Source organism: Rhodopila sp., from assembly GCF_965276935.1.
In the GTDB taxonomy this organism is placed as follows: Bacteria; Pseudomonadota; Alphaproteobacteria; order Acetobacterales; family Acetobacteraceae; genus Rhodopila.
Genome location: NZ_CBDIBS010000004.1, coordinates 1,463,827 through 1,486,319 on the forward strand (window position 1 = coordinate 1,463,827; position 22,493 = coordinate 1,486,319).

Genomic DNA, 22,493 nt, shown 5'->3' on the forward strand with positions numbered 1-22,493 from the left:
TTCAGATCGTCAGCGAGCCTACGCTGGAGCCGCCGCAGACGAACAGGGTCTGCCCGGTGATGAACCCGCTGCCCGGGCCGGCGAAGAACATCACCGCCTCGGCCACGTCCGCCGGTATACCGAGGCGCTTCACCGGGATCGCGGCGGCGAGGGCGGCTTCCCGTTCACTGTCCGCCGGCACCACGGCGTAGAACATCTCGGTCTCCCGGATCGGGCCGGGTGCGACGACATTCACGGTAATCTGGTCGTGGGCCAGTTCCAGCGCCCAGGTACGGGCCATGCCGATCATCCCCGCCTTCGTTGCGGAATAGGCGGTGCGGGTGGCAAGGCCGAGCGCCGCGCGGGAGGAAACCAGAATGATGCGGCCGAAGCCAGCGGCGCGCATCGCCGGCAGTGCGGCCTGCACCAGCGCCAGGGCCGCGTTCAGGTGCAGTTGCGCGAGGGCGGCGATGTCCTCGGTGCCGACATCGGGCAGCGGCCGCGCCCGGATCGCGCCAGCATTGTGCACGACGTGAGAGATTGCATGGCGCTGCGCGATCGATTGTGCGGCCTGCGCGGTCGCCACCGCATCGTAAAGATCGACTTCAACATGCTCACAGCGGGCGTCCAGGGACGGGCGGCGCGATAGAGAAACGACGTGATGGCCGGCGGCAAGCATCCGCGCGCAGATCGCCGCACCGATGCCGGTGCTGCCGCCGGTGACCACAGCGACCGTCACGGCGTTGTCTCCACCAGCGCCAGCACGCGCAGCGGACTGCCGGAACCCTGGCGGATCTTCAGCGGCGCGGTCAGCAGCAGCGCGCCCACTGGCGGCAACAGGTCGAGGTTCGCCAGGCACTGCAAGCCGTAGCGCCCGCGCCCGTGCATGTAATGGTGCGCCGGATAGGGCGGGGTGAAATGCGCGGCTTGCCCGGCGTCGGTGCCAATTGTTTCCGTGCCTAGGCCATGCACGTCGCGTTCCTCCACCAGCCACTTCACCACCGCCGGCGCCGGGCCGGGCGAATGCGGACCGTCATCCGACAGGTTGACGTAATCGCGCGGCGGCCGCTTGTGCCAGTCAGTGCGCAGCAGCACCCAGGCGCGCGGCGGGATGCGGCCATGACGCGCCTCCCAGGCCTCGACGAAGGGGATGGTCAGGACGAAGTCGGCGTCGGCGGCGCATTCGGTTGAACAGTCGATAACGCAGGCAGGGGCGAGGAAATGTTCCGGCGGTATCGTGTCCACCGCATTATCGGGCAGTTCCTTGCCGGTTACCCAGTGGATCGGCGCGTCGAAATGCGTCCCGGTGTGCTCGCCCATGGAGACGTTGTTCCAGTACCAGGCAGGTCCGCGCTCATCGTAGCGCGACACTTCCTCCATGCGGAACGGGGCGCACTGGCCGAGCTCGGGCGGCATGACGATGGTCGGGAAGTCGGGTGCCAGGGTGTGGGTCAGGTCGATGACGCGAATGGTGCCGCTGGCCAGGGCGGCGGCGAGGGTCGCCAGGACGCTCACAGGCCAAGCTCCCGCTCCAGCGCCTTCGGCTGCACATCCAGGCGGGCACGGATGTCCTGCGCGATGTCGCCGACATAGGCGTCCTCGACGCCGCGCCGCAGTGCGTCGACGGTCGCCGAGGCCAGGGCGGCGGGCGCCACCTTGGGCGGCGGCACCGACTGGAACCATTCGGTTTCCAGCGGACCCGTGAACATGTTCAGCACCTTTACGCCGCCGCCGCGCAACTCCGCTCGTAACGCCTGGGCCGCGGACAGGCACGCTGCCTCGGCTGCCGAGAACGCGCCATAAGGCGGCCAGTTCATCAGCGCATGGACCGACAGCAGGTTGACGAACGCCGCCGCCGCGTTCACCCCGTCGGCGCCACGCGCGCGCATGGTCGGACCAAACTGTTGCGCCAGCCGCAACATGCCGAAGTAGCGGACGTCCATTTCCTCGCGCGCAATGGTCAGGCCGTGACGATGCATGATGCCGCCGAACCGGACATGCTCCGTGGTGTTGACCAGGATATCGACGCGGTGACTGATCTCGCCTGCAACGTCGGCGACGGCCTGGCTGTCGGTGACGTCCAGCGGCACGATCTCCACGCCGGCAATCGACAGCAACGCCGCCTCGTCAGGGAACGGCTTCCATGGATCGGCAATGCCGACGAAAATGAGGGACGCACCCGCCGCCGCCATTGCCCGTGCCATCGCCTGGCCGGTGGCGTTGCGGCCGTCGGTGACCAGCACGCGGCGGAACTTGGGATCGCAGGTCAGCTCGCGAAGCTGCACGTCGTCCTCCTGATGCGCGGTCGGGGCTTCCGGCATGGCCATGGCAACCGCGTTGCCGCTTTTGTCCAGCCGCAGGGTCATGCGAACCTGTGCTCCTTCCACCACATCGCCGTGCAGATGTGCGACGAAGGACGGGCCGCACTCCAAGGCCACCGTGCCGATGCGCCAGGGCATGCGCTCGCGGAAATAGACATCGGTGCTGGTGCGGATCGTCGTCTCCGCCAGCAGCACGCCCCTCGGCGAGACGTCCTGGAACGGCACACGAACCGAAAGGCAGTGCGGGCAGGCGTCGCACGGGGGATACAGGCAAGAACCGCAATCGGCGCAGACCTGCAGGGCGAAGCGTCCCTCCGCCGCCGCGGCGGTCAGGCCATGCGCGGTGCGGCTGCGCGTAGGCTGCGGCAGCAACGGCTCCCGCGTTTTCTTCAACGGGTCCTTCCGGCGAGGGCGGATCAGCTTCTGGGTCATGCGCGAGCCAGCAGCACGGCGGAACTGGCCAGGCCGCGGTCGTAGTTGATCATTCCGAAGCCGGAGACCAGGCCGATCCGTGCATCGGGAACCGTCGTGGCACCCGCTGTATCGGTCAACTGCCGCACCGCCTCCACCAGCCCCAGGTAGCCGCCGCCGGCGCCGGCCTGACCGACCGAGAGCTGCCCACCGCTGGTGTTGTGCGGGAAATCGCCGTCGCCGGTCAGGCTGTGGGCGCGGACGAACTCAGGTGCCCCGTTCTTGGCGCAGAAACCCAGGTCCTCGATCTGCATCATCACGATCACCGGATAGTCGTCGTAGGTCTGCAGGAAGTCCACCGCATCCGGGGTAACACCGGCCATGCCCCAGAACTCCTCCCGGTCCACCGCCCAGCCGCCGCGGAACTGGATCGGGTCGTCGGGAAAGGCGTTGTGCCGCTCGATTGTTGACAAAACACGGACGAATGGCAGGCCGAGTGCATAGGCGTCATCGTCCCGGCAGACCAGGAAGGCTTCGGCGCCGGCACACGGCATCACGCAGTCGAACAGATGAATTGGATCGGCAATCGCCCGGGCGCCGAGGTAATCGTCCAGCGTCAGCGTCTTGCGCATCAGCGCACCATCGTAGCGCTGCGCGTTGGCGCGTTGGGCGACGCAGATGCGGCCGAAATCTTCCCGCGTGGCACCAGTGCGGTTCATGTAGTGACGGGTGATCAGCGCGAAGCTGGCGTTCGGGCCGCCCGAGCCATACGGATAGACCGCGTCCTGGGCGAAGCGGGAAAACGTCGTCAGCGTCTTGCGAAAACTGTCCACGTGGTTGGTATCGGCGGCGACGCAGGCAACGAAATCCGCATCCCCCGCCTGGACGGCTCGCGCGGCCCGCCGCAGCGCCACGCCGCCGCTCGCCCCGCCCATCGGCACGTGATCCAGCCAGCGTGGCGAAAGTCCAAGATGCTGGGTCAGCCCTACCGCTGTATCCGGCGCCAAGGTGAAACTGGACACCGACAACCCATCAAGATCCCCCGGCTTCAGCCCCGCCCGTCGCGTCAGTTCACAGAGCGCTCGGCCGATCCACCAGTGCGCGCTGTTCACCGAGTAGCGGCGATACGGGATGCTGATCGGTGCGCACACCGCCACCCCATCGTAGCCGCGGCGTTTCATGGTTGCCGCCGCTTCAAGCTTCTTGTGTCGTACGCGGTGCCGGCCAGCGAGGCGACCAGCCGCTTCAATTCGCCACGCTGGATTTTTTGCGTCGATGTCAGCGGCAGTTCCGGAACGAACGCAATGAAGCCAGGGGCCTTGTAGTAGGCCAGCCGATCAACGCACCAGGACGCGATCTCGTGTGCCAGCGCCTGGTTCGGTTCGGCATGAGTGACGATACAGGCGAAGACTTCCTCGCCGCGCACCGGATTGGCGATTGGCGCGACGGCGACACCGGCGACGGCGGGGTGCTGGCGAAGCGCGCTTTCGACCTCCACCGCCGCGATGTTCTCGCCGGAGCGGCGAATGACGTTCTTGCGGCGGTCGACAAAATGCAGCGAGCCGTCCGGCCCGCGCCGCACCACGTCGCCGGTATGGAACCAGCCGTCCTTCCAGGCCTCGGCCGTGGCGAGAGGGTCCTTCAAGTATTCGCGGAAGAAGCCGAGGCGCGGATCCGGACCAGCGTGACGGACCAGCAACTCCCCAGGTTCGCTGCCGGCCTCGCGGATGATGTCGCTGCCGTCCTCGCGGACGATGTCGCTGCCGTCCTCGCGGACGATGTCGCTGCCGTCCTCGCGGACGATGTCGCTGCCGTCCTCGCGGACGAGTCGACATTCAATCTCTGGCGCGGGGCGGCCGAAGCAGCAGGTGCCGATGTGGCGGGGTTCTTCATGCGCGGCGATGACCGCGCCGGCGCCGGTTTCCGTCATCGCCCAGGCTTCAATCAAGGGAAAGCCGAAACGCTGCTCGAACGGCGCATGCAGCTTGCCATCCACCCCGGCGCCGAAGCCGAAACGCACAGCATGGTCATGGTCGGCCGAACCGGGCGGATCAGCCATCAGGATTGGCGGTATGACACCAAGGTAGTGGATGACGGTGGCGCGAGATTCCCGCACCGTCGCCCACCAGCCGCGCGGATGGAATCGGTCGAGCGGGATCAGGCAGCCGCCGGTTTCCAGCATCGCCATGGCGGAATAGGCCAGCGCGTTCATGTGGAACAGCGGCAGCGGGGTCAGCATCCGCTCCTGCGCCGTATGCATCGCGCCCAGGCCGCCGAGGCCGGCGTACCATTGGCCAGCTTGCAGGAAATAGCCATTCGGCAGAACGCAGCCCTTGGGCTGTCCCGTGGTGCCGGAGGTATAGAGCAGCGCCGCCTCTTCACGTGCGGGACCACCCGGTGTCACAGGCGCGGGCGGAGCGTCGGGCGCGCTGATCGGCACGTTCCGATCTCCGACGGCTTGCCGCAGCGCGGACTGCCGGGACGGGACGGCGACAATGGCGACAAGTTCTGAGTGTGGAATGACATAGGAGAACTCGGTGATGCGCAGGTCCGGGTTCAGCGGGACGATGGATACGCCAAGAGCATTCAGCGCGAACCAGTGAAGCAAGAAGGCGGGACGATTTTCCAGCAGCAGACCGACCCGATGGCCGGGGCCATAGCCAGCTTCGTCATAGAGTGTCCGTAGGCGGAGGACGTCCTCCAGTGCCCGTGCATAGGTGATGTCTCCGGCGGAGATGCCGTAGGCGGCGGCGGTGTCCCGCGTTACGCACAGCCAGGGGCGCGTGGCGTGGGTGCGGGCGGCGCGGGCGAAGGTCTCGAAGACGGTGGATGCGGCGGACGTCACTAGGGAAGCCTTCCGCCTCGTGTCATCGCCGCGTCCGGCTCGGGCAACATTCATGGGAAAAGCTGAAGGCTGCCGAAGGCCGCATCGCAGTTGACCAGATCGACCCGCTTGAGCTGGATGCGCAAGGCACCGCCGATCAGCGTCAGATCATGCGTCGCCCAGGCGGCATAAAGGTCCTGCCGGTCCTGCCGTGTCTCCACATAATGCATTGCCGTCCACACGACATATCGGTTCGCCTCGGGATCGAACACATCCACCTGCGGCTGCTGCAGCACGTGATGGCACCGGCTGCGCGGCTTCTGACTGTAGGTGCGGTTGCCCTTCAGCCGTTCGACGCGCAGACGCAGCAGGAACAGGTCCTCGTCCATCAGCGACGTGGTCAGCCGCCGGTCGGTCTGGCCGTATTCGAGCGGCATCCAGTAGCGGCCATCCTCGGCGAACAGCGCCAGCCATTCGTCGAAGCGCTGTTCATCGATCAGCCGAGCCTCATGGTAGACAAAGGTGATCAGGTGGTCCTTGGTGATCATGATGCAGCCTGGGTCATGCCGCCGCGGTCATGTAGCGGGCCCAGGCGCGGAACTGGTTGCGCATCTGCCGCTCGGTGGTGCCGTTGTCGACCGCCAGCGGCGCTTCGTTCGGCGTGTAAAGCCGGTGCAGGCTGACCCAGGGATTGCCGTTGGCTTGCAGCCCCTCCTGCGCGCGCTCGTACATCTCAAGGTCGTCATGGCCGACAACCGAGGTCGGGGCGTTGATCAGCCGGTTGTAGACCAGCGTGCGCTCCAGCAGGAAGTCCGGCGCGTCCACCAGGCGGAACGTCCAGCTTTCCACCAGCGTGCGGTCGGCGGCGAGCGGCTTGAACAGCCGCAGCAACTGGATCGGCCCCTTCACCATCAGGTTGGGAAAATAGATCGTGTTGTGGCGGCTCTCATCCAGGATCGCCTTGGCCCGCGTCTCGCCATAGGCGTTGACCATCTGCTCGAAATAGCCAGGCACCGCCGCATAGTTCGAGTGGATCGAATGGCTGACCCCGGTATGGCCATGACCGTTGTTCCAGGTGCGGATACCCATCGTCTCGTAGAACTCGTACGGCGCCATGAAGGGCGCGTAGATCTCCACCGCAATCGGCTTCGGCGTCTGCTCACCAGCCCGCTTCCACAGCTCGATCGCGGCGCCGGCCGAGGACATGTGCGCGACCATCGGATGGCAGGTGTCGGTCTGGTTCTCGACCAGCATCTTCCAGTTGCAGTTGTGCATATAGCGCAGCACGCCGCCGGCGACCTCCAGCCGGCCGGCTGGCGAGCGGTCCACCATGTTGTCGATGCTGGACAGGGAGTCTCCGAAATAGGCTTCGAAGCTGGGGCCGCTGTCCGTCATCCGGGCGAAGACGAAGCCGCGGTAGTTGTGGACATGACGTACCGGCGTAAGGCCCTGCGCCGCCTGGCTTTGCGCGAAAGCCGCATTTTCATAGCCCGTGGGCAGCGGCAGCGCGGCCGGGGTGCCGTCCGTCCGAAAGCTCCAGGCGTGGTAGGGGCAGCGGAAGAACTTGCCGGTGTTGCCGTGGGTTTCGGTAGTAATCCGGGTGCCCTTGTGCGGGCAACGGTTGTAGAAGACGTGGACCACGCCGTCCTCATGCCGCACCATCAGCACGGGCTGCGCGCCGATCGTCGTGCCATAATAGTCGCCCGCCTTGGGCACCTGGCTGTCGTGGCCGACATAGATCCAGGTGTTGGCGAACAGCCGCTGCATCTCCAGCGTGAAGATGTCCGGGCTGGTGTAGACGTCGCGATGCACCTCGGCGTCGCGCACCAGGGCGGCCAGGGCATCAGGGTTGTCGTGATACCGGCTGGTCATGCCGCCGTCCTTTCGTCAAGGAACGAATCCACGGTCCGCAGCGCTTCCTCCAGCGCCGCACCCTGCTCGTCTTTCAACGCGGCCTCCCGCAGGCGGCGGACCCAGACAGCAGCGTCGGACCGGCCGCGCAAGCGTTCCGCCGCCGCCATCACGCGGGCGTACTTGTCTAGCCCGCGTGCATGAGTTTCGCTGTAGCCCTTGATCAGCCGCTGGTTGGTCAGCAGTTCCGCCGCTAGCGCCGGGTCGTGCGGGGCGACGGCGCGCACGGTGGACAGCCAGGCCTCGATGCGCGCCGACTCCCGCGCGTGCCGCAACGTCCGCCGCCGCCAGCCGCGCAGGCCGGCAGCGGCGTAGAGCATCAGGAAGCCGGTCACGGTGTCGGTCCTGATGCGCCGCGGACCGCAGATCACGCGGTCCAGCGAGGCAACCAGCCGGGGGCGCCGTTCGACGGCCTCACCCAGACCAGGTGGCAGCAGGCCAAGGAGTTCTTCCATGCGCGGATGCATGAATTCGGTGGTGGCGATGAGCTGACCGGATTTGGCCGCCATTTCGTGGCGGACGCGGGCGGTGCGGGACGGCTGGGTTTTCAGCGTGGCGACGCGGATGACATCGTCGTAGACCATGGCGCGGGCGATGTACTTGGCAGCGGTTTGGGCCAGGTCGCCCGTCATGACAGCGGAAGCAACCGACTCCACCGCGTCCAGATACGCCGCGCCATAGGCGACGTCTTGGTATCCCACGACATGCCGCAGCCCCTCGGCCAGCATCTCATGGGCTGCCGGCGGCAGCATGGCGGCACGGGCCAGCAACGCGTCGTACGGCGCATGTCCCACCGGCTTCAACATGGACGGCAGGTCCGGCGGCGCGGCCGTCGGAGCTGCTTGCGGCGGCGTGCGCGCTGCATCGAAACCCAGCGCAAAACCCCGCAGGCTGGCTTGCACGCCGATGCCGGCTTCGCTGATCGTCGCCTCGAACGCGTCGCGGCCGAACGGCAGCACAGCCGCGCCGCACAGCGCGCCGAACAGCACTGACGAGATCACGCTGCCGGCCTGCTCCGCCAGCGCCGCCATGTCGAACGCCACGAACCGCCTGGATGCAGCCTGTGCCGCCCGCGTTACCGCGCCTGGGTCGGCCGTGCCGTCGCCCGGCATTTCCTTCTCCGACACCGCGAAGGCGCGATGCGTGGAGGCGATCAGGGTGGTCCGGTCCGGTGTGACCAGGCCGCGCTGCATGGCGCGTCCAGCCTCCATCCACTCGGCCGCGATCACCACGTCCACGTCGCCCGGCGCCGCCATGGCGGAGAACACCGGCACCTGGCCGGGCAGCGCGGCGATCGCTTCCACGTAGTAGACCGTCGCGCCGGTACGCTGCGCCACGCCGGGCACGCTGGTGGATTGCGCCTGCCAGCCCTCCCGCTCCACCAGTGCCACGATCCAGTCGACCAGCACGCCGCCGCCCTGGCCACCGATCGCCAGCACGGCGACGGTGATCGGGCGCGTCAGGGTGCTGGCGTGTGTAAGGGTGCCATCCATCTCAGGCCGGCATCCAATGGCGAGCGGCGCGGCGGCGTTGCAGGGCGGTGATGACGGTGGCGCGGAGGCGCGCCAGCATGCGGTCCGCCCAGCGCGGGTTCTCGATGATGTCGGCGCGGTAGAACGACGGACACAGCACCGCGGCCGTCGCGACTTCTCCGCAGTGGCCGCAGCCGACGCAGGAATTATCGATCGCCGCCACCGGGTCGTCGCGCAATTTCTCGCCGGTGTGCTTCAGCGACAGCGACGGGCAGCCGGACAGGCGCATGCAGGCGTGATCGCCGGTGCAGACATCCTGGTCGACGCCGAAACGGGGCCGTACCACCCGCTTGCCCGCCTTGATCGCCGCCTGTGCCAGCGGTTTTTCCCGCCGCTGGCGGTTCAGCATGCATTCGGATGACGCGACGATCACCTTCGGCCCGCGCGTGACCGTCGTCAGCGCGTCCCGCAGCACGTCGCGCATCCTCGCCACGTCATACGTCCGATCGACCTGCCGCACCCAGCGTCCACCAACGCCGCGCACCGCCTGCGCGATGGCGTGGCCGGTGGATCGCCGCCGGCCGGGTGCGCGGGACGACAGCAGGTCCTGCCCGCCCGTCGCCGCCGAGTAATGATTGTCGACAATGATCGTGACGTTGTCGCTCTTGTTGTAGACCGCGTTGCCGATCCCCGACGTCAGGCCGTTGTGCCAGAACCCGCCGTCGCCCATGACCGAGATCACCCGCTTGCCCTCGCCGCCATTCAGCGCCGAGGCCGAGGCCGGGCCCAGCCCATAGCCCATCGTCGTGGCACCGATGTTGAACGGCGGCAGGATGGAGAACAGGTGGCAGCCGATATCCGCCGCGATGTGATGCGAGCCGAGTTCCTTCTCGACCAGCTTCATGGCGGAGAAGATCGGCCGCTCCGGACAGCCGGTGCAGAAGCCGGGCGGCCGCGCCGGCACCACGGCGGCCAGGGCGCGAACCGGTTCCTCGTCCAGCACGGCGGCGGCGTTGGCACGCGGCAGGAGTTCCGCGGCCAGATCGGGGGCGGCCGTGGCGAGGAAGCCGCGCACGCCGTCCTCCAGCACCGCGACGGTGTATTCGCCTGCCATCGGCAGGACACGCTTGCCGATCAGGCGGGTGGGCAGGTCGGCTTCACGCAGGATGCGGGACAGCGCCTGCTCGATGAAGTCGGGCTGGCCTTCCTCGACCACCAGTACGGCGCGCTTGTCGCGGCAGAAGTCGACGACTTCCTCGTCCACCAGCGGATAGGTGACGTTCAGCACATACAGCGGCACGCGGGTGTTGCCCCAGATGTCGGCGAGGCCGCTGCGCATCAGCGCGCGCATCACGCCGTTGTACATCCCGCCCTGCAGGATGATGCCGATGTCGGACAGATCGCCGTCGAGGAACTCGTTCATGCGCAGGTTGCGGATGGCGTTCACCGCTTCGGGCCAGCGGCGGGCGATCTTGTCCCGCTCATGCGCGAAGCTGGCGGGCGGCAGCACGATGCGGCTGGTGTCGCGCCGCGGCGCGTTGCGCGCCTGGGTCAGGCTGAACGGCGGCTTCTTGTTGTCCTTGGTAACGAAGCTGCCGTGCACGTGGCAGGCACGGATGCGCACCTCCAGCATCACCGGAGTGTTCGACGCTTCCGACAGTTCGAACCCCTGTTCCACCGCCCGCACAATAGAAGGAAGATTCGGCCGCGGATCGAGCAGCCAGAGCTGCGATTTCATGGCAAAGGCATGGCTGCGCTCCTGCATGATGGAAGAGCCTTCGCCGTAGTCCTCGCCCAGGATGATCATCGCGCCGCCGGTCACCCCGCCGGACGACAGGTTCGACAGCGCGTCGGACGCGACGTTGGTCCCGGCGGTGCTCTTGAACGTCACCGCGCCGCGGATCGGATACATCACCGAGGTCGCCAAGGTGGCGGCGGCGGCGGCTTCATTGGCGCTGGATTCAAAATGCACGCCAAGCTCGGCCAGGATGTCGGACGCATCCGCCAGCACGTCCATCAGGTGGGAGATCGGCGCGCCCTGATAGCCGGCGACGTAGCCGACGCCGCATTCCAGCAGCGCCTTGGTGATCGCCAGGATGCCCTCACCGCGGAATTCCTGCCCGGCGCCGAGGCGGAGCTGCTGCACTTCACGGGCAAAGGAGCGTTCTGCCATGTTGATCCTATGGTGTCAGTGGATCATGCACCAGAGCGGGGCTTTGATCCAGCGTGCGGCAGCGCGGCGTCGGGGCGAGCATTCATAAGAAGCTATCGGGGTCGGGGATTTCTGGATTTAAGCCACCTTCAACCAGATAAAAGCCGAGCGCGCTCAATGGATCAAGGTCACCAGTTCGGAATAGGGCGTCAGCTTCGCATCCGCGGTATAAAGCCGCGCCGGTTCGGCGATCGCCTGTGCCACCAGCAGGCGGTCGAACGGGTCGCGGTGATGCGGCGGCAAATCCGCGACCTTGGCGGCGGTCGCGGCAAACACCGGAAGCTCGGTAAAACCGGTCGAACGCGCGGCATCCGCGATCGCTTCGGGTCGAACCGGAAAATCGGTTCGGCCGAGCCGCACCTTGATGGCGATCTCCCATATCGAGGCGGCGCTGAACAGGACTTCGTTGCTCGGGTCCTCCAACAGGTCTCTTGTCTCCCGGTCCAGCCGAACCGGTTCATCGAGCGCCCAAAGCAGGACGTGGGTGTCGAGCAGCAGGCGCATCAGGATGCTTCGAAGCGGTCGAGTTCCTCCTCGGGCAGTGCGGCGTCGAAATCGGCTGGCACCTTGAGCTGCCCGGCGAGTATGCCCAACTGGCGGCGCTCGGATTTGGCAGGGGCCATGAACGGCACGAGACGGGCGACCGGCTTGCCAGCGCGGGCGATGACGATGTCCTCCCCCGCGCTGGCGGCATCGACAAGGCGCGAAAGCTGGGTTTTAGCGGCATGAATGTTGATGAGAGACATGATTAGTATCCAACCGGACTAAGCTTAGTCCATAATGCAGATACGGGTTGGGCTGCAAGCAGGTTTTGTCCGTGAGGCGTGGTGATCACAGACGTGCGGTGATCGGCAAGCGCGGCTAGCCGAGGGTGCTCTGAACCCGTGACCTCAGGTGTCGCTGAGAAGAAGTGCGCCAGATTGCGCCGGCATGTGCATCGGATCGCTTTGCACGCGCCATCTATTTCAATCATATCTCGCGGAAGTAAGAGGGGCAAAATCCCGGGCAAGTTATGTAAACTCGAGCATTGTTGCGATTCTCATCATCACAACAATGGCGGATTGCCGTCATTTGGTCCTTCGACGCTGCATCATGCTGCACCTGCGTGCCCGGGGTTTTGCCCCTCTTACTCGCGGAAGCTGTAACCTGTTGAGACAACAGAATTAATGGAAATGACCGAATGTCTTGAGTTTCGAAACAGGAGTGCGCATTAGCCGCCGCATAACATCGATTAGGCGGTCTCGTAGAGCTGGTGATTTGTGGCAGACTTTCGTGTCGCACAATGCCATGAACCGCGGAGGCGACCTGCTCATGGAACATATTGCCAGCTCTGGCTGTGCGCCGGTCGGGACACGGTTCGACCCTAATCGGCGCCAATCCAGCGTGGCCGGCGGGCGTGGCTCAGGGCTACGTTGCGAGGCGCGCGCGACATGAACACTGAACAGATCAAAATTCTGGCAACAGCGCTTAACAATGTCGGCGTCGGTTCCATTCTCGCCGGGATCATAGCGCCAACCGTGGCTGGCACAGTCGGCGATCCTGTCCATATTATGTTATGGATTGGCTGTGGCATCAGTTTTATTTCTTTGGCCTACGGCCTGCTTGGGAGGCTTCCATGACTTTTGAACTGTATTGGGCGCTCGTCCCCGCGATCGGCATCGGCCTGTGCGGCGTCGGCTGGCTGGCGCTCTGGGTTACGCGACCGCGCAGAATGGTTACATCCGATTTTGACCGAGTTTTCGCTTAGGCTGGACGGAACTCCAGATCATGACATCCCAGGAATTCAAGGCTTGGCGCGAAAAGCATGGTTTTACCCAGTTTCAAGCTGCCACCGAACTCGGCTTTCCCGCCAGTGCCATAGCAGGCTATGAACGTGATCAAAGTGTTGAACCTTCGATTTCAAAGACCATCGAGCAAGCCTGCGAGAATTTCGACCATCGTATAATACTCAGATTAAGGATTAAGGAAAAGATTAGGGAAAAAATTAAATCTGGGGGACCTCCAGGCAGTATTACTCCGGAAATCTTACAAGAAATTCTTCTTGGGATCGTTGATGCAATTTAGCGGATAGCGATAGTGGAGGACAATCAGCCGTACAACCGCATAATAACGGATTATGTTAACCATTAGACACAACTTGAGCCTGTCAGGAATCTTGCGTGACGGGCTTGGAGTGGTCCCTTACAAAAGATTCCTGACAGGCTCGTGCGTCAACCTACGCTGCCCCATCCACCATCTTATTCGTCGTCACAAGCTCTCACCCGGCAAGCCACTTGCGATCTCTCAAACCCCGCCGCTGCTGATAACCCGCCTTCTTTGAAATTACCCGGTCAGGGCTGACGCGTATCCACTTCCTTACGCCTGGGACGGTGTCGCTTCACCTCTGTCCCAAGGCTATCAAGCCCGGAAATGGTGACGGGTTTCCGGTCGGGGAACTCCGCAGTCAGCCGCAACTGCCCGCCCATCGCCTCGACATACGAGCGGAGCGTCGAAAGCAGGAAATCGCTGCGCTTTTCAATGCGCGACACACCATCCTGCGAGATACGCAGGGCCTCCGCCATCCTCGTCTGCGTCAGTTCATGCGCCTTGCGTAAGTCGCGCAACGTCATCTCGTCCTCGATGAGACGCGCCGAAGCCACCGTGATGTCCTGTTGCTGGTCTGGCGGCAGGCCGCCGATCACGTCATCCAACGTCCTTGCCATGTCAGTCGCCCTTTTTCTGCCGCGCCAGGTGGTCGTCAAACCGCTTGTCCGCTGTGGCGCTAAGGCTGCGGTAGAACCGTGCCTCACTTCCGCCCGACTTGTCGCCGGCGACCAGAACGATGGCCTGCCGCGAAATGTCGAAAGCAAAGGCTGCACGCCACGCACCATCCGCCGCGTTGAACCAAAGTTCCTTCATGTTGCCGTGCCGCGAGTTCTTGAATGTATCCACATGAGGCCGCCCCAGCATTGGCCCGATGCTTTCCAGTAACCGCGCTTTGGCCGCCAGTGCCGTTTGCACGTCGCGGGGCAGTTCGAGAAATTCAGCGTCGAACGCCTCATGGAAAACAACGACCCAAGCCATATGTCACTATTAGTTTAGGGAAATATGTTTCTGAAGGCATATTTCAGATGCCAACCGACTTCCCTGTTTAGCTCTCCTGATGACCTCTAAGCATTTTGGCTAGAGCCTGTTATGGACCTGCGGCGGAGTAATCACCAAGTTTGCAGGCATGAGCACCGTCCGCAAGCCCTACCCGTCTGATGTAACTGATGAAGAATGGGTTTTGGTTGCGCCGTACCTGACCTTGCTGGCGGAGGATGCCGGACAACGGGCCCATCCGCTACGGGAAGTGTTCAACGGCCTGCGATACATCATCAAGACCGGCGCGCAATGGCGCTGGATGCCAAATGACCTGCCGCCCTGGGCAGCGGTCTACCAGCAGGCGCAGCGGTGGTTGGCAGCGGGCTGTTTCGAGGCGCTGGTTGACGATTTGCGGGCGGTGCTCCGCCACGCCTTGGGCCGCTCAGCAGAGCCAAGCGCCGTCATTCTCGACAGCCGTACCCTGCGGTCCTCGCCGGAAAGCGGGCAGCGTGCGGGCTATGACGGTGCCAAGCGCAAAAAGGGCTCGAAGCTGCATCTGGCGGTCGATACGCTGGGCAGTCTGCTGGCACTGCACGTCACTGCGGCTGATGTCGACGAGCGGGTTGAGGTCGGCCGACTGACCCGGACGGTGCAGGCCGTGAGTGACAACAACGTCGAGGTTGCGTTCGCCGATCAGGGCTACAATGGTCCCAACGCCGCCGCGGCCGCCGAAGCCAACGGTATCGAACTGGTTGTGGTCAAGTTGCCGGAAGCCAAAAAGGGTTTTGTCTTGCTACCGCGTCGCTGGGTGGTCGAGCGGTCGTTCGCTTGGATGACCCGCTTTCGGCGCCTGGTCAGGGATTATGAACGATATGCCAGTACTCTGGCAGGATTTCACCTCATTGCATTTGTATGCCTCATGCTCAAACGCGTCGCTTCACTGGCGGTAGGTTCATAACAGCCTCTAAGTCGATAGCCTGATACTTTTTGTTGCCCTCCACGGACCGTAACGCCCATGGTCCACCCGCGTTAGCCGGTCTCCCGCCGCCGCCCCAGATACGTTTCGACCACCCGTGCATCCTCGGCCAATGCCACACACGGTCCATGCAGTGCGACGCGGCCCATCTCCAGCACATACCCATAATCCGCCAACTGCAAGGCGGCCCGAGCATTCTGCTCCACTATCAAAATGGCGATGCCCCGATCGCGCAGTCCCGCGATCACCCGGAAAATATCCCCCACGACCTTCGGCGCCAGCCCCAGACTCGGCTCATCCAGCAGCAGCAACCTGGGCTGAGCCATTAGCGCCCGCCCCAACGCCAGCATCTGCCGCTCGCCGCCCGACAGCGTGCCCGCCAACTGCCGCCGCCGCTCCGCCAGCCGGGGAAACACAGCAAACACGTCCGCCATCGAGGACCGCAGGTCGCGCGCACCCTGCCGCCAGCGAGCGAAGGCGCCGAGTTCCAGATTGTCCTCCACGCTCATGTCGGTGAACAGCGCGCGGGTTTCCGGCACCAGGACCACGCCGTGCCGCACCAGCCAGCCGGCATCGCCTGCCTTCTGGCCCATGAACATGACGCTGCCCTGGCGCGGCAGAAGCCCCATCACCGCGTGCATCAACGTCGTCTTGCCGGCGCCATTTGGCCCGACGATGGCGACGATCTGCTTCGCCGCGACCGATAGCGTCACGCCATGCAGCACCTCCGCTCGGCCATAACCGGCGGACAAGCCGTCGACCTCCAGCAAGGTCATGCGATGCCACCGAGGTAAGCTTCCTGCACCGCGCGATCGTCCTGCACCTGCTCCGGCCGGCCGTCGGCGATCTTCTCGCCGAAATCCATCACCACGACCCGATCAGCGAGGCCCATGACGAAATCCATGTCATGCTCCACCAGCAGGATCGCCAGGCCCTCGTCACGCAGCGCCTCCAGCAGGGTGGCCAGCGCCTGCTTCTCCCGCAATCGCAATCCCGCCGCGGGTTCGTCCAGCAGAAACACCACGGGATCGAGGCACAGGCCGCGGGCGATCTCCACCAGGCGCTGCCGCCCCAGCGGCAGGTTGCCAGCCGGCAGGTGCAGCGCGTCGCCAAGTCCGACGCGGTTCGCCTGTATCCGCGCGGCATGCAGCAGCGCCGCCTCCTGCGGCCGGTCCAGCCGCAGCATGGAGCGGATCATGCCGCCCCGCCCGCGCAGGTGCGCGCCGAGGGCGACGTTGTCGAGCACGCTCGCCTCCGGCAGCAGCTTCACATGCTGGAACGTGCGTGCCAAACCGCGACGAGCGGTCGCACGCGCGCCCTGACCCTGGATGTCGTGGCCCAACAGGCTGATCGACCCGGCGTTCGGCGTCATCGCACCGCTGATCAGGTTGAAGGTGGTACTCTTTCCCGCGCCGTTCGGGCCGATCAGCGCCACGATCTCCCCCGCATGCACCGACAGGTCGATGGCATGGGCGGCAAGCAAGCCGCCAAAGCGCTTTTCCAGCGCGGTCGCCTCCAGGACCAGTGCGCCGCGCGCCGGCATGTCCCGATGCGCCAGCCTCGCGCCCGCGGGCAGCGGCACCGGCCGAACCCGGCGCGTCAGCAGCGGCGCGATCCCGCGCGGGGCGTATTGCAGCAGCAGGATGACACCGAGGCTGAACACGACCGTCTCGAAATTGCCGGATGAGCCCAGCAGGCGCGGCAGCAGCTCGGTCAACTGGTCCCGCAGCACCACGACCACGGCGGCACCGATGACCGCGCCGCCCAGTTGCGAGACGCCGCCGATGACGACCATGAAGACATATTCGATGCTGGCGTCCAGGCCAAACGGAGCCGGGCTGACGTAGCGCTGCACATGCGCGAACAGCCATCCCGCCACGCCGGCCAGCAGTGCTGCCAGCACGAAGGCGGCGCGCGCCTGGCGGGCGGTGTCGATGCCCACACTCTCCGCCATGACGCGGCTTCGCGCCAGCGCCCGCATCGCTCTGCCGGTGCGGCTGCGCAACAGGTTGCCGCACAGGACATAGACGCAAACCAGGACACCGCCGATCAGCGCCGCCGCGACGCCACGGGTAATGCCGGGGAACAGCGGCGGAATTTCACCAAAGCCGTTGAAGCCGCCCAGACCGGGGATGACGCCGAACAGGTAGAAGAAGCTGGCGCACCACGCGATCGTGGCCAGCGGCAGATAATGGCCGGAGATGCGGGAGGTGATCAGGCCAAGCAGGTAGGCGGTGCCCCCGGTTATCGCCAACCCGGCGGCCAGGCCGGCCAGCGGCGGCCATCCGGCGAACCGGGTCAGCCAGGCGGTGGTGTAGGCGGCGAGTCCGACAAACGTTGCCTGCCCGAAGGACGTCTGCCCACTGACGCCGGTCAGCATGACCAGGCCGAGGGCAACGATCGCCGCGATACCGACAAAACCGGCCATGGTCGCCTGGTATTCGGTCAGGACCGAGGGAAGCAGGGCGCAGGCAAGCAACGCTGCCAGCGGAACAAGGGCACGATTCATGAAGAAGGCGGCAGCCTGCCCGGCATGATCGCCTGATTTCGATCAGGACAGGCTTCGCCATGACGGTGTTCCGACCGCCGGATGGCCGTCACGCCTGGTCCTCCGGCGTGCCGCGCGCCAGCGACAGCCAGACCAGCACCGGGATCAGCAATGCGAAGACGATGACGTTGCGGTATTCGCTCGCCCAGAAGCTGGAGAACGATTCCAGCACCCCTACCAGCAGCGCCCCCGCCGCCGCCACGGGGTAGGAGGCGAGGCCGCCGATCACCGCGGCGACAAAGCCTTTCAGGCCGATCTCGAACCCGGTGTCATAGGACAGCGGCGTGATCGGCGCGATCAGGATGCCGCTGATCGCCGCCGCGAAGCTGGCCAGCGCGAAGGCCGTGCGTCCGCTCAAGGCATGGTCGACGCCGATCAGCCGCGCGCCCAGCCGGTCCGACGCCGCCGCGCGCAGCGCCTTGCCGTACAGTGTCCGGACGAAGAACCAGCGCAGCGCGCCGACCATGACCAGGCACACCAGCCCGACGCAGAGCGACTGGCCGGATACCTCCGCCGATCCGATCTCGAAGCTCGCATCCGTCAGCGCCGGCGTGGAGACGCCCTCGGCGCCGAAGGCATAGAGCGAGACGCCGATCAGCACGAAATGCAGCGCCATCGAGACGATCAGCAGCGCCAGCATGGATGACTCGCCCAGCGGTTCATAGGCGAAGCGATACAGCAACGGGCCGAGGGCGGTGACGATGGCGAGTGTCAGTACCATCATCACCGGGGCAGGCGCGCCATAGCGCGCGGCGGCCCAGCAGGCGAGGGTCAGCGCGGCGGGTGCCAGGCCATATGGCAGCAGTGCGCGTATCCGTCCGCGCCCCAGATCCAGCACGAGCGCCAGCACGCATAGCCCATCCAGCAGCCAGATCGTCCCAGGCACCCGATGGCCGATCATGCCGGCCAGCGAAAGCGCGGCATAGGAAACCAGGTCGCCCTGCGGAATGAAAATCACCCGCGTCACGCTGAAGGCAATCAGCAGCCCGACCGCCAGCAGCAGATAGATCGCCCCGGTCGTCAGTCCATCCTGCAACAGCGCCAGGACAATCGGGCCGTCCATTCACCGCAGCCGGCTAGTGGACCAGCCGCCATTGTCCGTCCACCGCCTGCACCAACACGCGGGCGCGGTCGTCCATGCCGTTATGGTTGGTCGGCGACATCGAATAGACGCCATGCACGCCGATCAGGTCGTGGGTCTTTTCCAGCGCGTCACGCAGCCCGACGCGGAATGCCTCGGTGCCGGGCTGGGCGGCTTTCAGCGCGGCCGGGATGGCGGCCTGAAGCAGCAGCAGCCCGTCCTCGCTATAGCCGGCGAAGGGGCTGACGGAGTCGGGGCCGAATTTCGCGATCAGGGCCTTCATGAATGTCGTGGCCGGCGCCCGGGACGGCACGCTTGCGGGCAACTGATCATAGACCACGACCGGGCCAGTGACCGCGATGGTGCCGTCCACCTGGGCGCCGCCGACGCGCAGGAAGGCCGGGCTGACCATGCCGTGGTTGCCGTAGATCAGGCCTTTGTAGCCACGCCGGTGCAGCCCGACATCCGGCAAGGCACCGGGCGTGCCGGAGCCACCGATCATCACCGCATCCGGCTTCTTCGACATCGCCTTCAACACCTGCGCTTCAGTCGAGGTATCGGTGCGGGAATAGCGCTCGTCCGCCACCAACTCGATGCCGGCCTTGGCGGCGGCGGTCTTGGTCGCCTCATACACCTGATCGCCGAAGCCGTCGGCAAAGCCGATATACGCCAGCCTTTTGACGCCGTGCTTCTTCATGTCGGCGACCACGGCATTCACCATCAGCCCAACCGGCTGCACGGCGGAGAACGTGTAGGGATACTTCACCGCATCATAGTCGAGCGGTGCCGTGGCGATCATCGGCACCTTCGCCGCGTTCATCAACGGCTGCACGGCCAGGGCGGAGGATGTCAGCGTCGGCCCGATCATCGCGTCGATGTGGTCATCCTCGATCATCCGTTGTGCGATGGAGACAGCGGCGCTGGCGTCGGAGGCGTCGTCACGGATGATGTAGGTGACGCTCTTGCCGTCGATCTCCGCCGGAAAGGTCGCGAAGGCGTTCTTGTAGCCGACGCCAAGGGCCGCCGTGGGTCCGGTGATCGATATGATCGCGCCGATCTTGATCTGCGCCGATGCCGCTGTCGCGAGGCTTATCAGCAGCGCCGCCGTCCCGAGTATCCTGGCTATCCGCATGTCAGTCCCCGACTTGTCATGGTTCAGTTCGTAGGATTGGAGCGATGGTCGCCGGCAGCCTCGACCGTAAAGGCGTGGACCCGACAATCAGCGCGGCAACACGCCTTCGCGTCATGCCACGTCCCTCGGCGGCATGCACGTCCCCTGCTGTCATGCCCCCGAAGTTCGTCATGTCTTAATGACGGACGTAGGGGATAAGCAGGCCACTGCTAACAAGGAACTAGCGCACATGGTCGCCGCCAGTGGCAGCGTGGCTTTTCGGCCGAACGCGCCGGCGAAGTTCCAGCAGGTCGGCTCGTTCCCGCCCGGCGCTGCGCATCAGCGCGTCGCGTCCGTATTCGTATTGGATCGGACAGGCCATGTCCGTCACGCCATAATCCGCCGCCGCGCGCATCGCAAAGCCGGCATCCACCAGATGCGGCCGAGCGAGGGCGACCAGGTCAGCGCGGCCGGCGGCCAGGATGGTGTTGATCTGATCCGCCGAGGTAATCGAGCCGACGCACATCGTCGCCAGACCCGTCTCATTGCGGATCATGTCGGAAAACGGCACCTGGAACATGCGCCCATAGACCGGTGCAGCATCGGCCACGGTCTGCCCGCTGGAGACATCGATCAGGTCGCACCCATGGTCGGCGAAGGCGCGTGCGATCGCGGCGACATCGGTTTCGGAAATCCCGCCATCCGCCCAGTCGGTGGCGGACAGACGCACCGCCATCGGCTTGTCGATCGGCCAGACGGCGCGCATCGCGTCGAACACCTCCAGCGGAAAGCGCAGCCGGTTCTCGACCGGGCCGCCATACGCGTCGGTCCGGATGTTGGTCAGCGGCGACAGGAAGCTGGCGAGCAGGTAGCCGTGGGCGCAGTGCAGTTCCAGCATGTCGAAGCCGCAACGCTCACCGCGCAGCGTCGCTTGCCGGAACTCCGCCACCGCACGATCCATGTCGGCGCGGTCCATGGCGCGCGGACGCTGGCTGTCGGGGTGATATGGAATCGCCGAGGCGGACATGACCGGCCAGTTCCGATCAGGCAGCGGCTGGTCCATGCCGTCCCACATCAGCCGCGTGCTGCCCTTGCGCCCGGCATGGCCGAGCTGAAGGCACATCTTGGCCGACCCGTGCATGTGGGTGAAGCCGACGATACGCGTCCAGGCGGCTTCCTGCGCGTCGGTCCAAAGTCCGGCGCAGCCCGGCGTGATGCGGGCATCGGCCGAAGGACAGGTCATCTCGGTATAGACCAGCCCCGCCCCGCCGGTGGCGCGCGCGCCATAATGCACCAGGTGCCAGTCCGTCGGCAGCCCGTCCACCGCGCTGTACTGGCACATCGGCGAAACCACCACGCGGTTCGCCAGGTCCATCCCGCGCAGCCTGAAAGGCTGGAACATCGGCGGCCGCCTTGTATCGCCGGGCAGGCCATTGCCGGCGGCCTCTCGCGCGAACAACGCGTCCACCTGCTTTACGAAGTCAGGCGCCCGCATCGCCAGGCCGTCATAGCTGATGGCTTTCGACCGGGTCATCACCCCGAAGGCGAAGCGGGTCGGGTGCATCGGCCAGAAACGCCGCACGCGCTCGAACCATACCAGCGACACATCCGCCGCGTGCTGGATCTTCTCCACGGCTTCCCGCCGTCCATGCTCGAATCGCGCCAGGCTTTCCGTCACCGTCCCGCCGCCGATGACCGCGCGGTGCAGCGCGATCGCATCCTCCATCGCCAGCTTGGTGCCGGAGCCGATGGAGAAATGTGCGGTGGCCTTGGCATCGCCCAGCAACACGACATTTCCATCTGTCCAGCGGGCGCAGCGGATCATCGGGAATTGCCGCCACAGGCTGCGGTTGGTGATCAGCTTGTGGCCGCAAAGCTCCTCGGCGAAAACATGCTCCATGAACCGGGCGGACTCCGCCTCGGTCGCCTGATCCAGGCCGCTTCGGCGGAAGGTCTCGGGTTCCATTTCCAGCACCCAGGTGCTGGCGCCGGGTTCATACTGGTAACAATGGGCGATGAAGATGCCCTCGGCACATTCCTTGAAAAAGAAGGTGAAGGCGTCGAACGGGCGGGTGCTGCCCATCCAGGCGAAGCGGTTCGGCCGCAGATCGATCCGCGGCTGGAACCGCGCCGCCGCCCGCTCTCGGATCGCGCTGTTGATGCCGTCGGCGGCGACGATCAGGTCGGCATCCGGAAAATCCTCCGGCATCGCGTCGCGATTGAACAGCAGCTCGACGCCCAAGCTCCGTGCCCGGTCATGCAGCAGCATTAGCAGCGATCGGCGGGAGCAGCCGCAGAACCCGTTTCCGCCGACGCGGTGGACGCTGCCGCGGACGTGGATCTCGATGTCGTCCCAATAGGCGAAGTTGTCCGTGATCGCGCGGTAGCTGACCGGATCGGCGGTGGCGAACGCATCCAGCGTCTGATCGCTGAACACCACGCCAAAGCCGAACGGGTCGTCGAGACTGTTGCGTTCGGTTACCGTGATTTGCGCGTCGGGCCGATCCCGCTTCAGCAGGATGGCAAAGTAGAGGCCCGCCGGACCGCCGCCGATCACCGCAACGCGCATGCGTCCTCCGCGATA

21 protein-coding genes are annotated in these 22,493 nt (G+C 65.5%); 3 read left to right on the top strand and 18 right to left on the bottom strand.

Annotated elements, in window-relative coordinates:
• Window position 1: 1 nt before the first annotated feature.
• The 11 genes from ACQY4S_RS23055 to ACQY4S_RS23105 all read right to left on the bottom strand — a co-directional run bounded on the left by ACQY4S_RS23055 (window position 2) and on the right by ACQY4S_RS23105 (window position 11,876).
• Window positions 2-718, bottom strand: coding sequence for an SDR family oxidoreductase (locus ACQY4S_RS23055; protein WP_428487532.1), 717 nt, complete (start codon window positions 716-718; stop codon window positions 2-4).
• Window positions 715-1,494, bottom strand: a complete 780-nt coding sequence (locus tag ACQY4S_RS23060; protein WP_428487533.1) for a cyclase family protein — start codon at window positions 1,492-1,494, stop codon at window positions 715-717. The genes ACQY4S_RS23055 and ACQY4S_RS23060 overlap by 4 nt, the downstream gene beginning before the upstream one ends.
• Entirely contained in the window at window positions 1,491-2,732 is a 1,242-nt protein-coding gene (locus ACQY4S_RS23065) for an SDR family oxidoreductase (protein WP_428487534.1), read from the bottom strand. Before ACQY4S_RS23065 ends, ACQY4S_RS23060 begins: the two co-directional genes overlap by 4 nt.
• Window positions 2,729-3,892, bottom strand: a complete 1,164-nt coding sequence (locus ACQY4S_RS23070) for a thiolase family protein (RefSeq protein ID WP_428487535.1) — start codon at window positions 3,890-3,892, stop codon at window positions 2,729-2,731. The genes ACQY4S_RS23065 and ACQY4S_RS23070 overlap by 4 nt, the downstream gene beginning before the upstream one ends.
• Entirely contained in the window at window positions 3,889-5,556 is a 1,668-nt protein-coding gene (locus tag ACQY4S_RS23075; protein WP_428487536.1) for an AMP-binding protein, read from the bottom strand. Before ACQY4S_RS23075 ends, ACQY4S_RS23070 begins: the two co-directional genes overlap by 4 nt.
• Before the next feature lie 50 nt (window positions 5,557-5,606).
• On the bottom strand, window positions 5,607-6,083 hold the full coding sequence (locus tag ACQY4S_RS23080) for an aromatic-ring-hydroxylating dioxygenase subunit beta (RefSeq protein WP_428487537.1): 477 nt from the start codon (window positions 6,081-6,083) through the stop codon (window positions 5,607-5,609).
• 13 nt (window positions 6,084-6,096) lie between these two features.
• A complete protein-coding gene (locus ACQY4S_RS23085; RefSeq protein WP_428487538.1) occupies window positions 6,097-7,407 on the bottom strand; it encodes an aromatic ring-hydroxylating dioxygenase subunit alpha in 1,311 nt (436 codons plus the stop codon).
• The gene (locus tag ACQY4S_RS23090; protein ID WP_428487539.1) at window positions 7,404-8,939 is read right to left on the bottom strand and encodes an indolepyruvate oxidoreductase subunit beta family protein; all 1,536 of its coding nucleotides are present in this window, start codon (window positions 8,937-8,939) and stop codon (window positions 7,404-7,406) included. Before ACQY4S_RS23090 ends, ACQY4S_RS23085 begins: the two co-directional genes overlap by 4 nt.
• Before the next feature lies 1 nt (window position 8,940).
• Window positions 8,941-11,091 (bottom strand): thiamine pyrophosphate-dependent enzyme, encoded by a 2,151-nt coding sequence (locus ACQY4S_RS23095; RefSeq protein WP_428487540.1) that lies wholly within the window; start codon window positions 11,089-11,091, stop codon window positions 8,941-8,943.
• Window positions 11,092-11,244: 153 nt separating this feature from the next.
• The gene (locus ACQY4S_RS23100) at window positions 11,245-11,634 is read right to left on the bottom strand and encodes a type II toxin-antitoxin system VapC family toxin (protein WP_428487541.1); all 390 of its coding nucleotides are present in this window, start codon (window positions 11,632-11,634) and stop codon (window positions 11,245-11,247) included.
• Window positions 11,634-11,876: a type II toxin-antitoxin system Phd/YefM family antitoxin gene (locus ACQY4S_RS23105; protein ID WP_428487542.1), complete on the bottom strand. Its 243-nt coding sequence runs from the start codon at window positions 11,874-11,876 to the stop codon at window positions 11,634-11,636. The genes ACQY4S_RS23100 and ACQY4S_RS23105 overlap by 1 nt, the downstream gene beginning before the upstream one ends.
• A gap of 684 nt (window positions 11,877-12,560) precedes the next feature.
• On the opposite strand from ACQY4S_RS23105, the gene ACQY4S_RS23110 reads away from it, so the two are divergent.
• Window positions 12,561-12,749 (top strand): hypothetical protein, encoded by a 189-nt coding sequence (locus tag ACQY4S_RS23110; protein ID WP_428487543.1) that lies wholly within the window; start codon window positions 12,561-12,563, stop codon window positions 12,747-12,749.
• 148 nt (window positions 12,750-12,897) lie between these two features.
• Window positions 12,898-13,194: a helix-turn-helix domain-containing protein gene (locus ACQY4S_RS23115; RefSeq protein ID WP_428487544.1), complete on the top strand. Its 297-nt coding sequence runs from the start codon at window positions 12,898-12,900 to the stop codon at window positions 13,192-13,194.
• A gap of 266 nt (window positions 13,195-13,460) precedes the next feature.
• Here the strand turns inward: ACQY4S_RS23115 and ACQY4S_RS23120 are convergent, their stop codons facing one another.
• Window positions 13,461-13,811 carry a helix-turn-helix domain-containing protein gene (locus tag ACQY4S_RS23120; protein WP_428488483.1) on the bottom strand — a complete coding sequence of 117 codons (351 nt, stop codon included), beginning with the start codon at window positions 13,809-13,811 and terminating at the stop codon, window positions 13,461-13,463.
• Window positions 13,812-13,833: 22 nt separating this feature from the next.
• Window positions 13,834-14,193 carry a type II toxin-antitoxin system RelE/ParE family toxin gene (locus ACQY4S_RS23125; protein ID WP_428487545.1) on the bottom strand — a complete coding sequence of 120 codons (360 nt, stop codon included), beginning with the start codon at window positions 14,191-14,193 and terminating at the stop codon, window positions 13,834-13,836.
• 148 nt (window positions 14,194-14,341) lie between these two features.
• On the opposite strand from ACQY4S_RS23125, the gene ACQY4S_RS23130 reads away from it, so the two are divergent.
• Window positions 14,342-15,151 carry an IS5 family transposase gene (locus tag ACQY4S_RS23130; RefSeq protein ID WP_428483489.1) on the top strand — a complete coding sequence of 270 codons (810 nt, stop codon included), beginning with the start codon at window positions 14,342-14,344 and terminating at the stop codon, window positions 15,149-15,151.
• A 71-nt stretch (window positions 15,152-15,222) separates the two neighbouring features.
• Here ACQY4S_RS23130 and ACQY4S_RS23135 read toward each other — a convergent pair whose 3' ends face one another.
• The 5 genes from ACQY4S_RS23135 to ACQY4S_RS23155 all read right to left on the bottom strand — a co-directional run bounded on the left by ACQY4S_RS23135 (window position 15,223) and on the right by ACQY4S_RS23155 (window position 22,478).
• Window positions 15,223-15,945: an ABC transporter ATP-binding protein gene (locus ACQY4S_RS23135; protein ID WP_428487546.1), complete on the bottom strand. Its 723-nt coding sequence runs from the start codon at window positions 15,943-15,945 to the stop codon at window positions 15,223-15,225.
• Window positions 15,942-17,678: an ABC transporter permease subunit gene (locus ACQY4S_RS23140; protein ID WP_428487547.1), complete on the bottom strand. Its 1,737-nt coding sequence runs from the start codon at window positions 17,676-17,678 to the stop codon at window positions 15,942-15,944. The genes ACQY4S_RS23135 and ACQY4S_RS23140 overlap by 4 nt, the downstream gene beginning before the upstream one ends.
• An 88-nt stretch (window positions 17,679-17,766) precedes the next feature.
• A complete protein-coding gene (locus ACQY4S_RS23145) occupies window positions 17,767-18,780 on the bottom strand; it encodes a branched-chain amino acid ABC transporter permease (protein WP_428487548.1) in 1,014 nt (337 codons plus the stop codon).
• 13 nt (window positions 18,781-18,793) lie between these two features.
• On the bottom strand, window positions 18,794-19,930 hold the full coding sequence (locus ACQY4S_RS23150) for an ABC transporter substrate-binding protein (protein WP_428487549.1): 1,137 nt from the start codon (window positions 19,928-19,930) through the stop codon (window positions 18,794-18,796).
• A gap of 220 nt (window positions 19,931-20,150) precedes the next feature.
• Window positions 20,151-22,478: a bifunctional salicylyl-CoA 5-hydroxylase/oxidoreductase gene (locus tag ACQY4S_RS23155; RefSeq protein ID WP_428487550.1), complete on the bottom strand. Its 2,328-nt coding sequence runs from the start codon at window positions 22,476-22,478 to the stop codon at window positions 20,151-20,153.
• Between the last annotated feature and the right edge of the window lie 15 nt (window positions 22,479-22,493).

Excerpts from the sequence above, each read along its gene's own strand:
- ACQY4S_RS23105 (WP_428487542.1), bottom strand. The coding sequence starts at position 11,876 with ATGTCTCTCATCAACATTCATGCCGCTAAAACCCAGCTTTCGCGCCTT.
- ACQY4S_RS23110 (WP_428487543.1), top strand. The coding sequence starts at position 12,561 with ATGAACACTGAACAGATCAAAATTCTGGCAACAGCGCTTAACAATGTC.
- ACQY4S_RS23085 (WP_428487538.1), bottom strand. The coding sequence starts at position 7,407 with ATGACCAGCCGGTATCACGACAACCCTGATGCCCTGGCCGCCCTGGTG.
- ACQY4S_RS23080 (WP_428487537.1), bottom strand. The coding sequence starts at position 6,083 with ATGATCACCAAGGACCACCTGATCACCTTTGTCTACCATGAGGCTCGG.
- ACQY4S_RS23140 (WP_428487547.1), bottom strand. The coding sequence starts at position 17,678 with ATGAATCGTGCCCTTGTTCCGCTGGCAGCGTTGCTTGCCTGCGCCCTG.
- ACQY4S_RS23115 (WP_428487544.1), top strand. The coding sequence starts at position 12,898 with ATGACATCCCAGGAATTCAAGGCTTGGCGCGAAAAGCATGGTTTTACC.
- ACQY4S_RS23150 (WP_428487549.1), bottom strand. The coding sequence starts at position 19,930 with ATGCGGATAGCCAGGATACTCGGGACGGCGGCGCTGCTGATAAGCCTC.
- ACQY4S_RS23145 (WP_428487548.1), bottom strand. The coding sequence starts at position 18,780 with ATGGACGGCCCGATTGTCCTGGCGCTGTTGCAGGATGGACTGACGACC.
- ACQY4S_RS23095 (WP_428487540.1), bottom strand. The coding sequence starts at position 11,091 with ATGGCAGAACGCTCCTTTGCCCGTGAAGTGCAGCAGCTCCGCCTCGGC.
- ACQY4S_RS23070 (WP_428487535.1), bottom strand. The coding sequence starts at position 3,892 with ATGAAACGCCGCGGCTACGATGGGGTGGCGGTGTGCGCACCGATCAGC.
- ACQY4S_RS23135 (WP_428487546.1), bottom strand. The coding sequence starts at position 15,945 with ATGACCTTGCTGGAGGTCGACGGCTTGTCCGCCGGTTATGGCCGAGCG.
- ACQY4S_RS23065 (WP_428487534.1), bottom strand. The coding sequence starts at position 2,732 with ATGACCCAGAAGCTGATCCGCCCTCGCCGGAAGGACCCGTTGAAGAAA.
- ACQY4S_RS23155 (WP_428487550.1), bottom strand. The coding sequence starts at position 22,478 with ATGCGCGTTGCGGTGATCGGCGGCGGTCCGGCGGGCCTCTACTTTGCC.
- ACQY4S_RS23125 (WP_428487545.1), bottom strand. The coding sequence starts at position 14,193 with ATGGCTTGGGTCGTTGTTTTCCATGAGGCGTTCGACGCTGAATTTCTC.
- ACQY4S_RS23090 (WP_428487539.1), bottom strand. The coding sequence starts at position 8,939 with ATGGATGGCACCCTTACACACGCCAGCACCCTGACGCGCCCGATCACC.
- ACQY4S_RS23100 (WP_428487541.1), bottom strand. The coding sequence starts at position 11,634 with ATGCGCCTGCTGCTCGACACCCACGTCCTGCTTTGGGCGCTCGATGAA.
- ACQY4S_RS23130 (WP_428483489.1), top strand. The coding sequence starts at position 14,342 with ATGAGCACCGTCCGCAAGCCCTACCCGTCTGATGTAACTGATGAAGAA.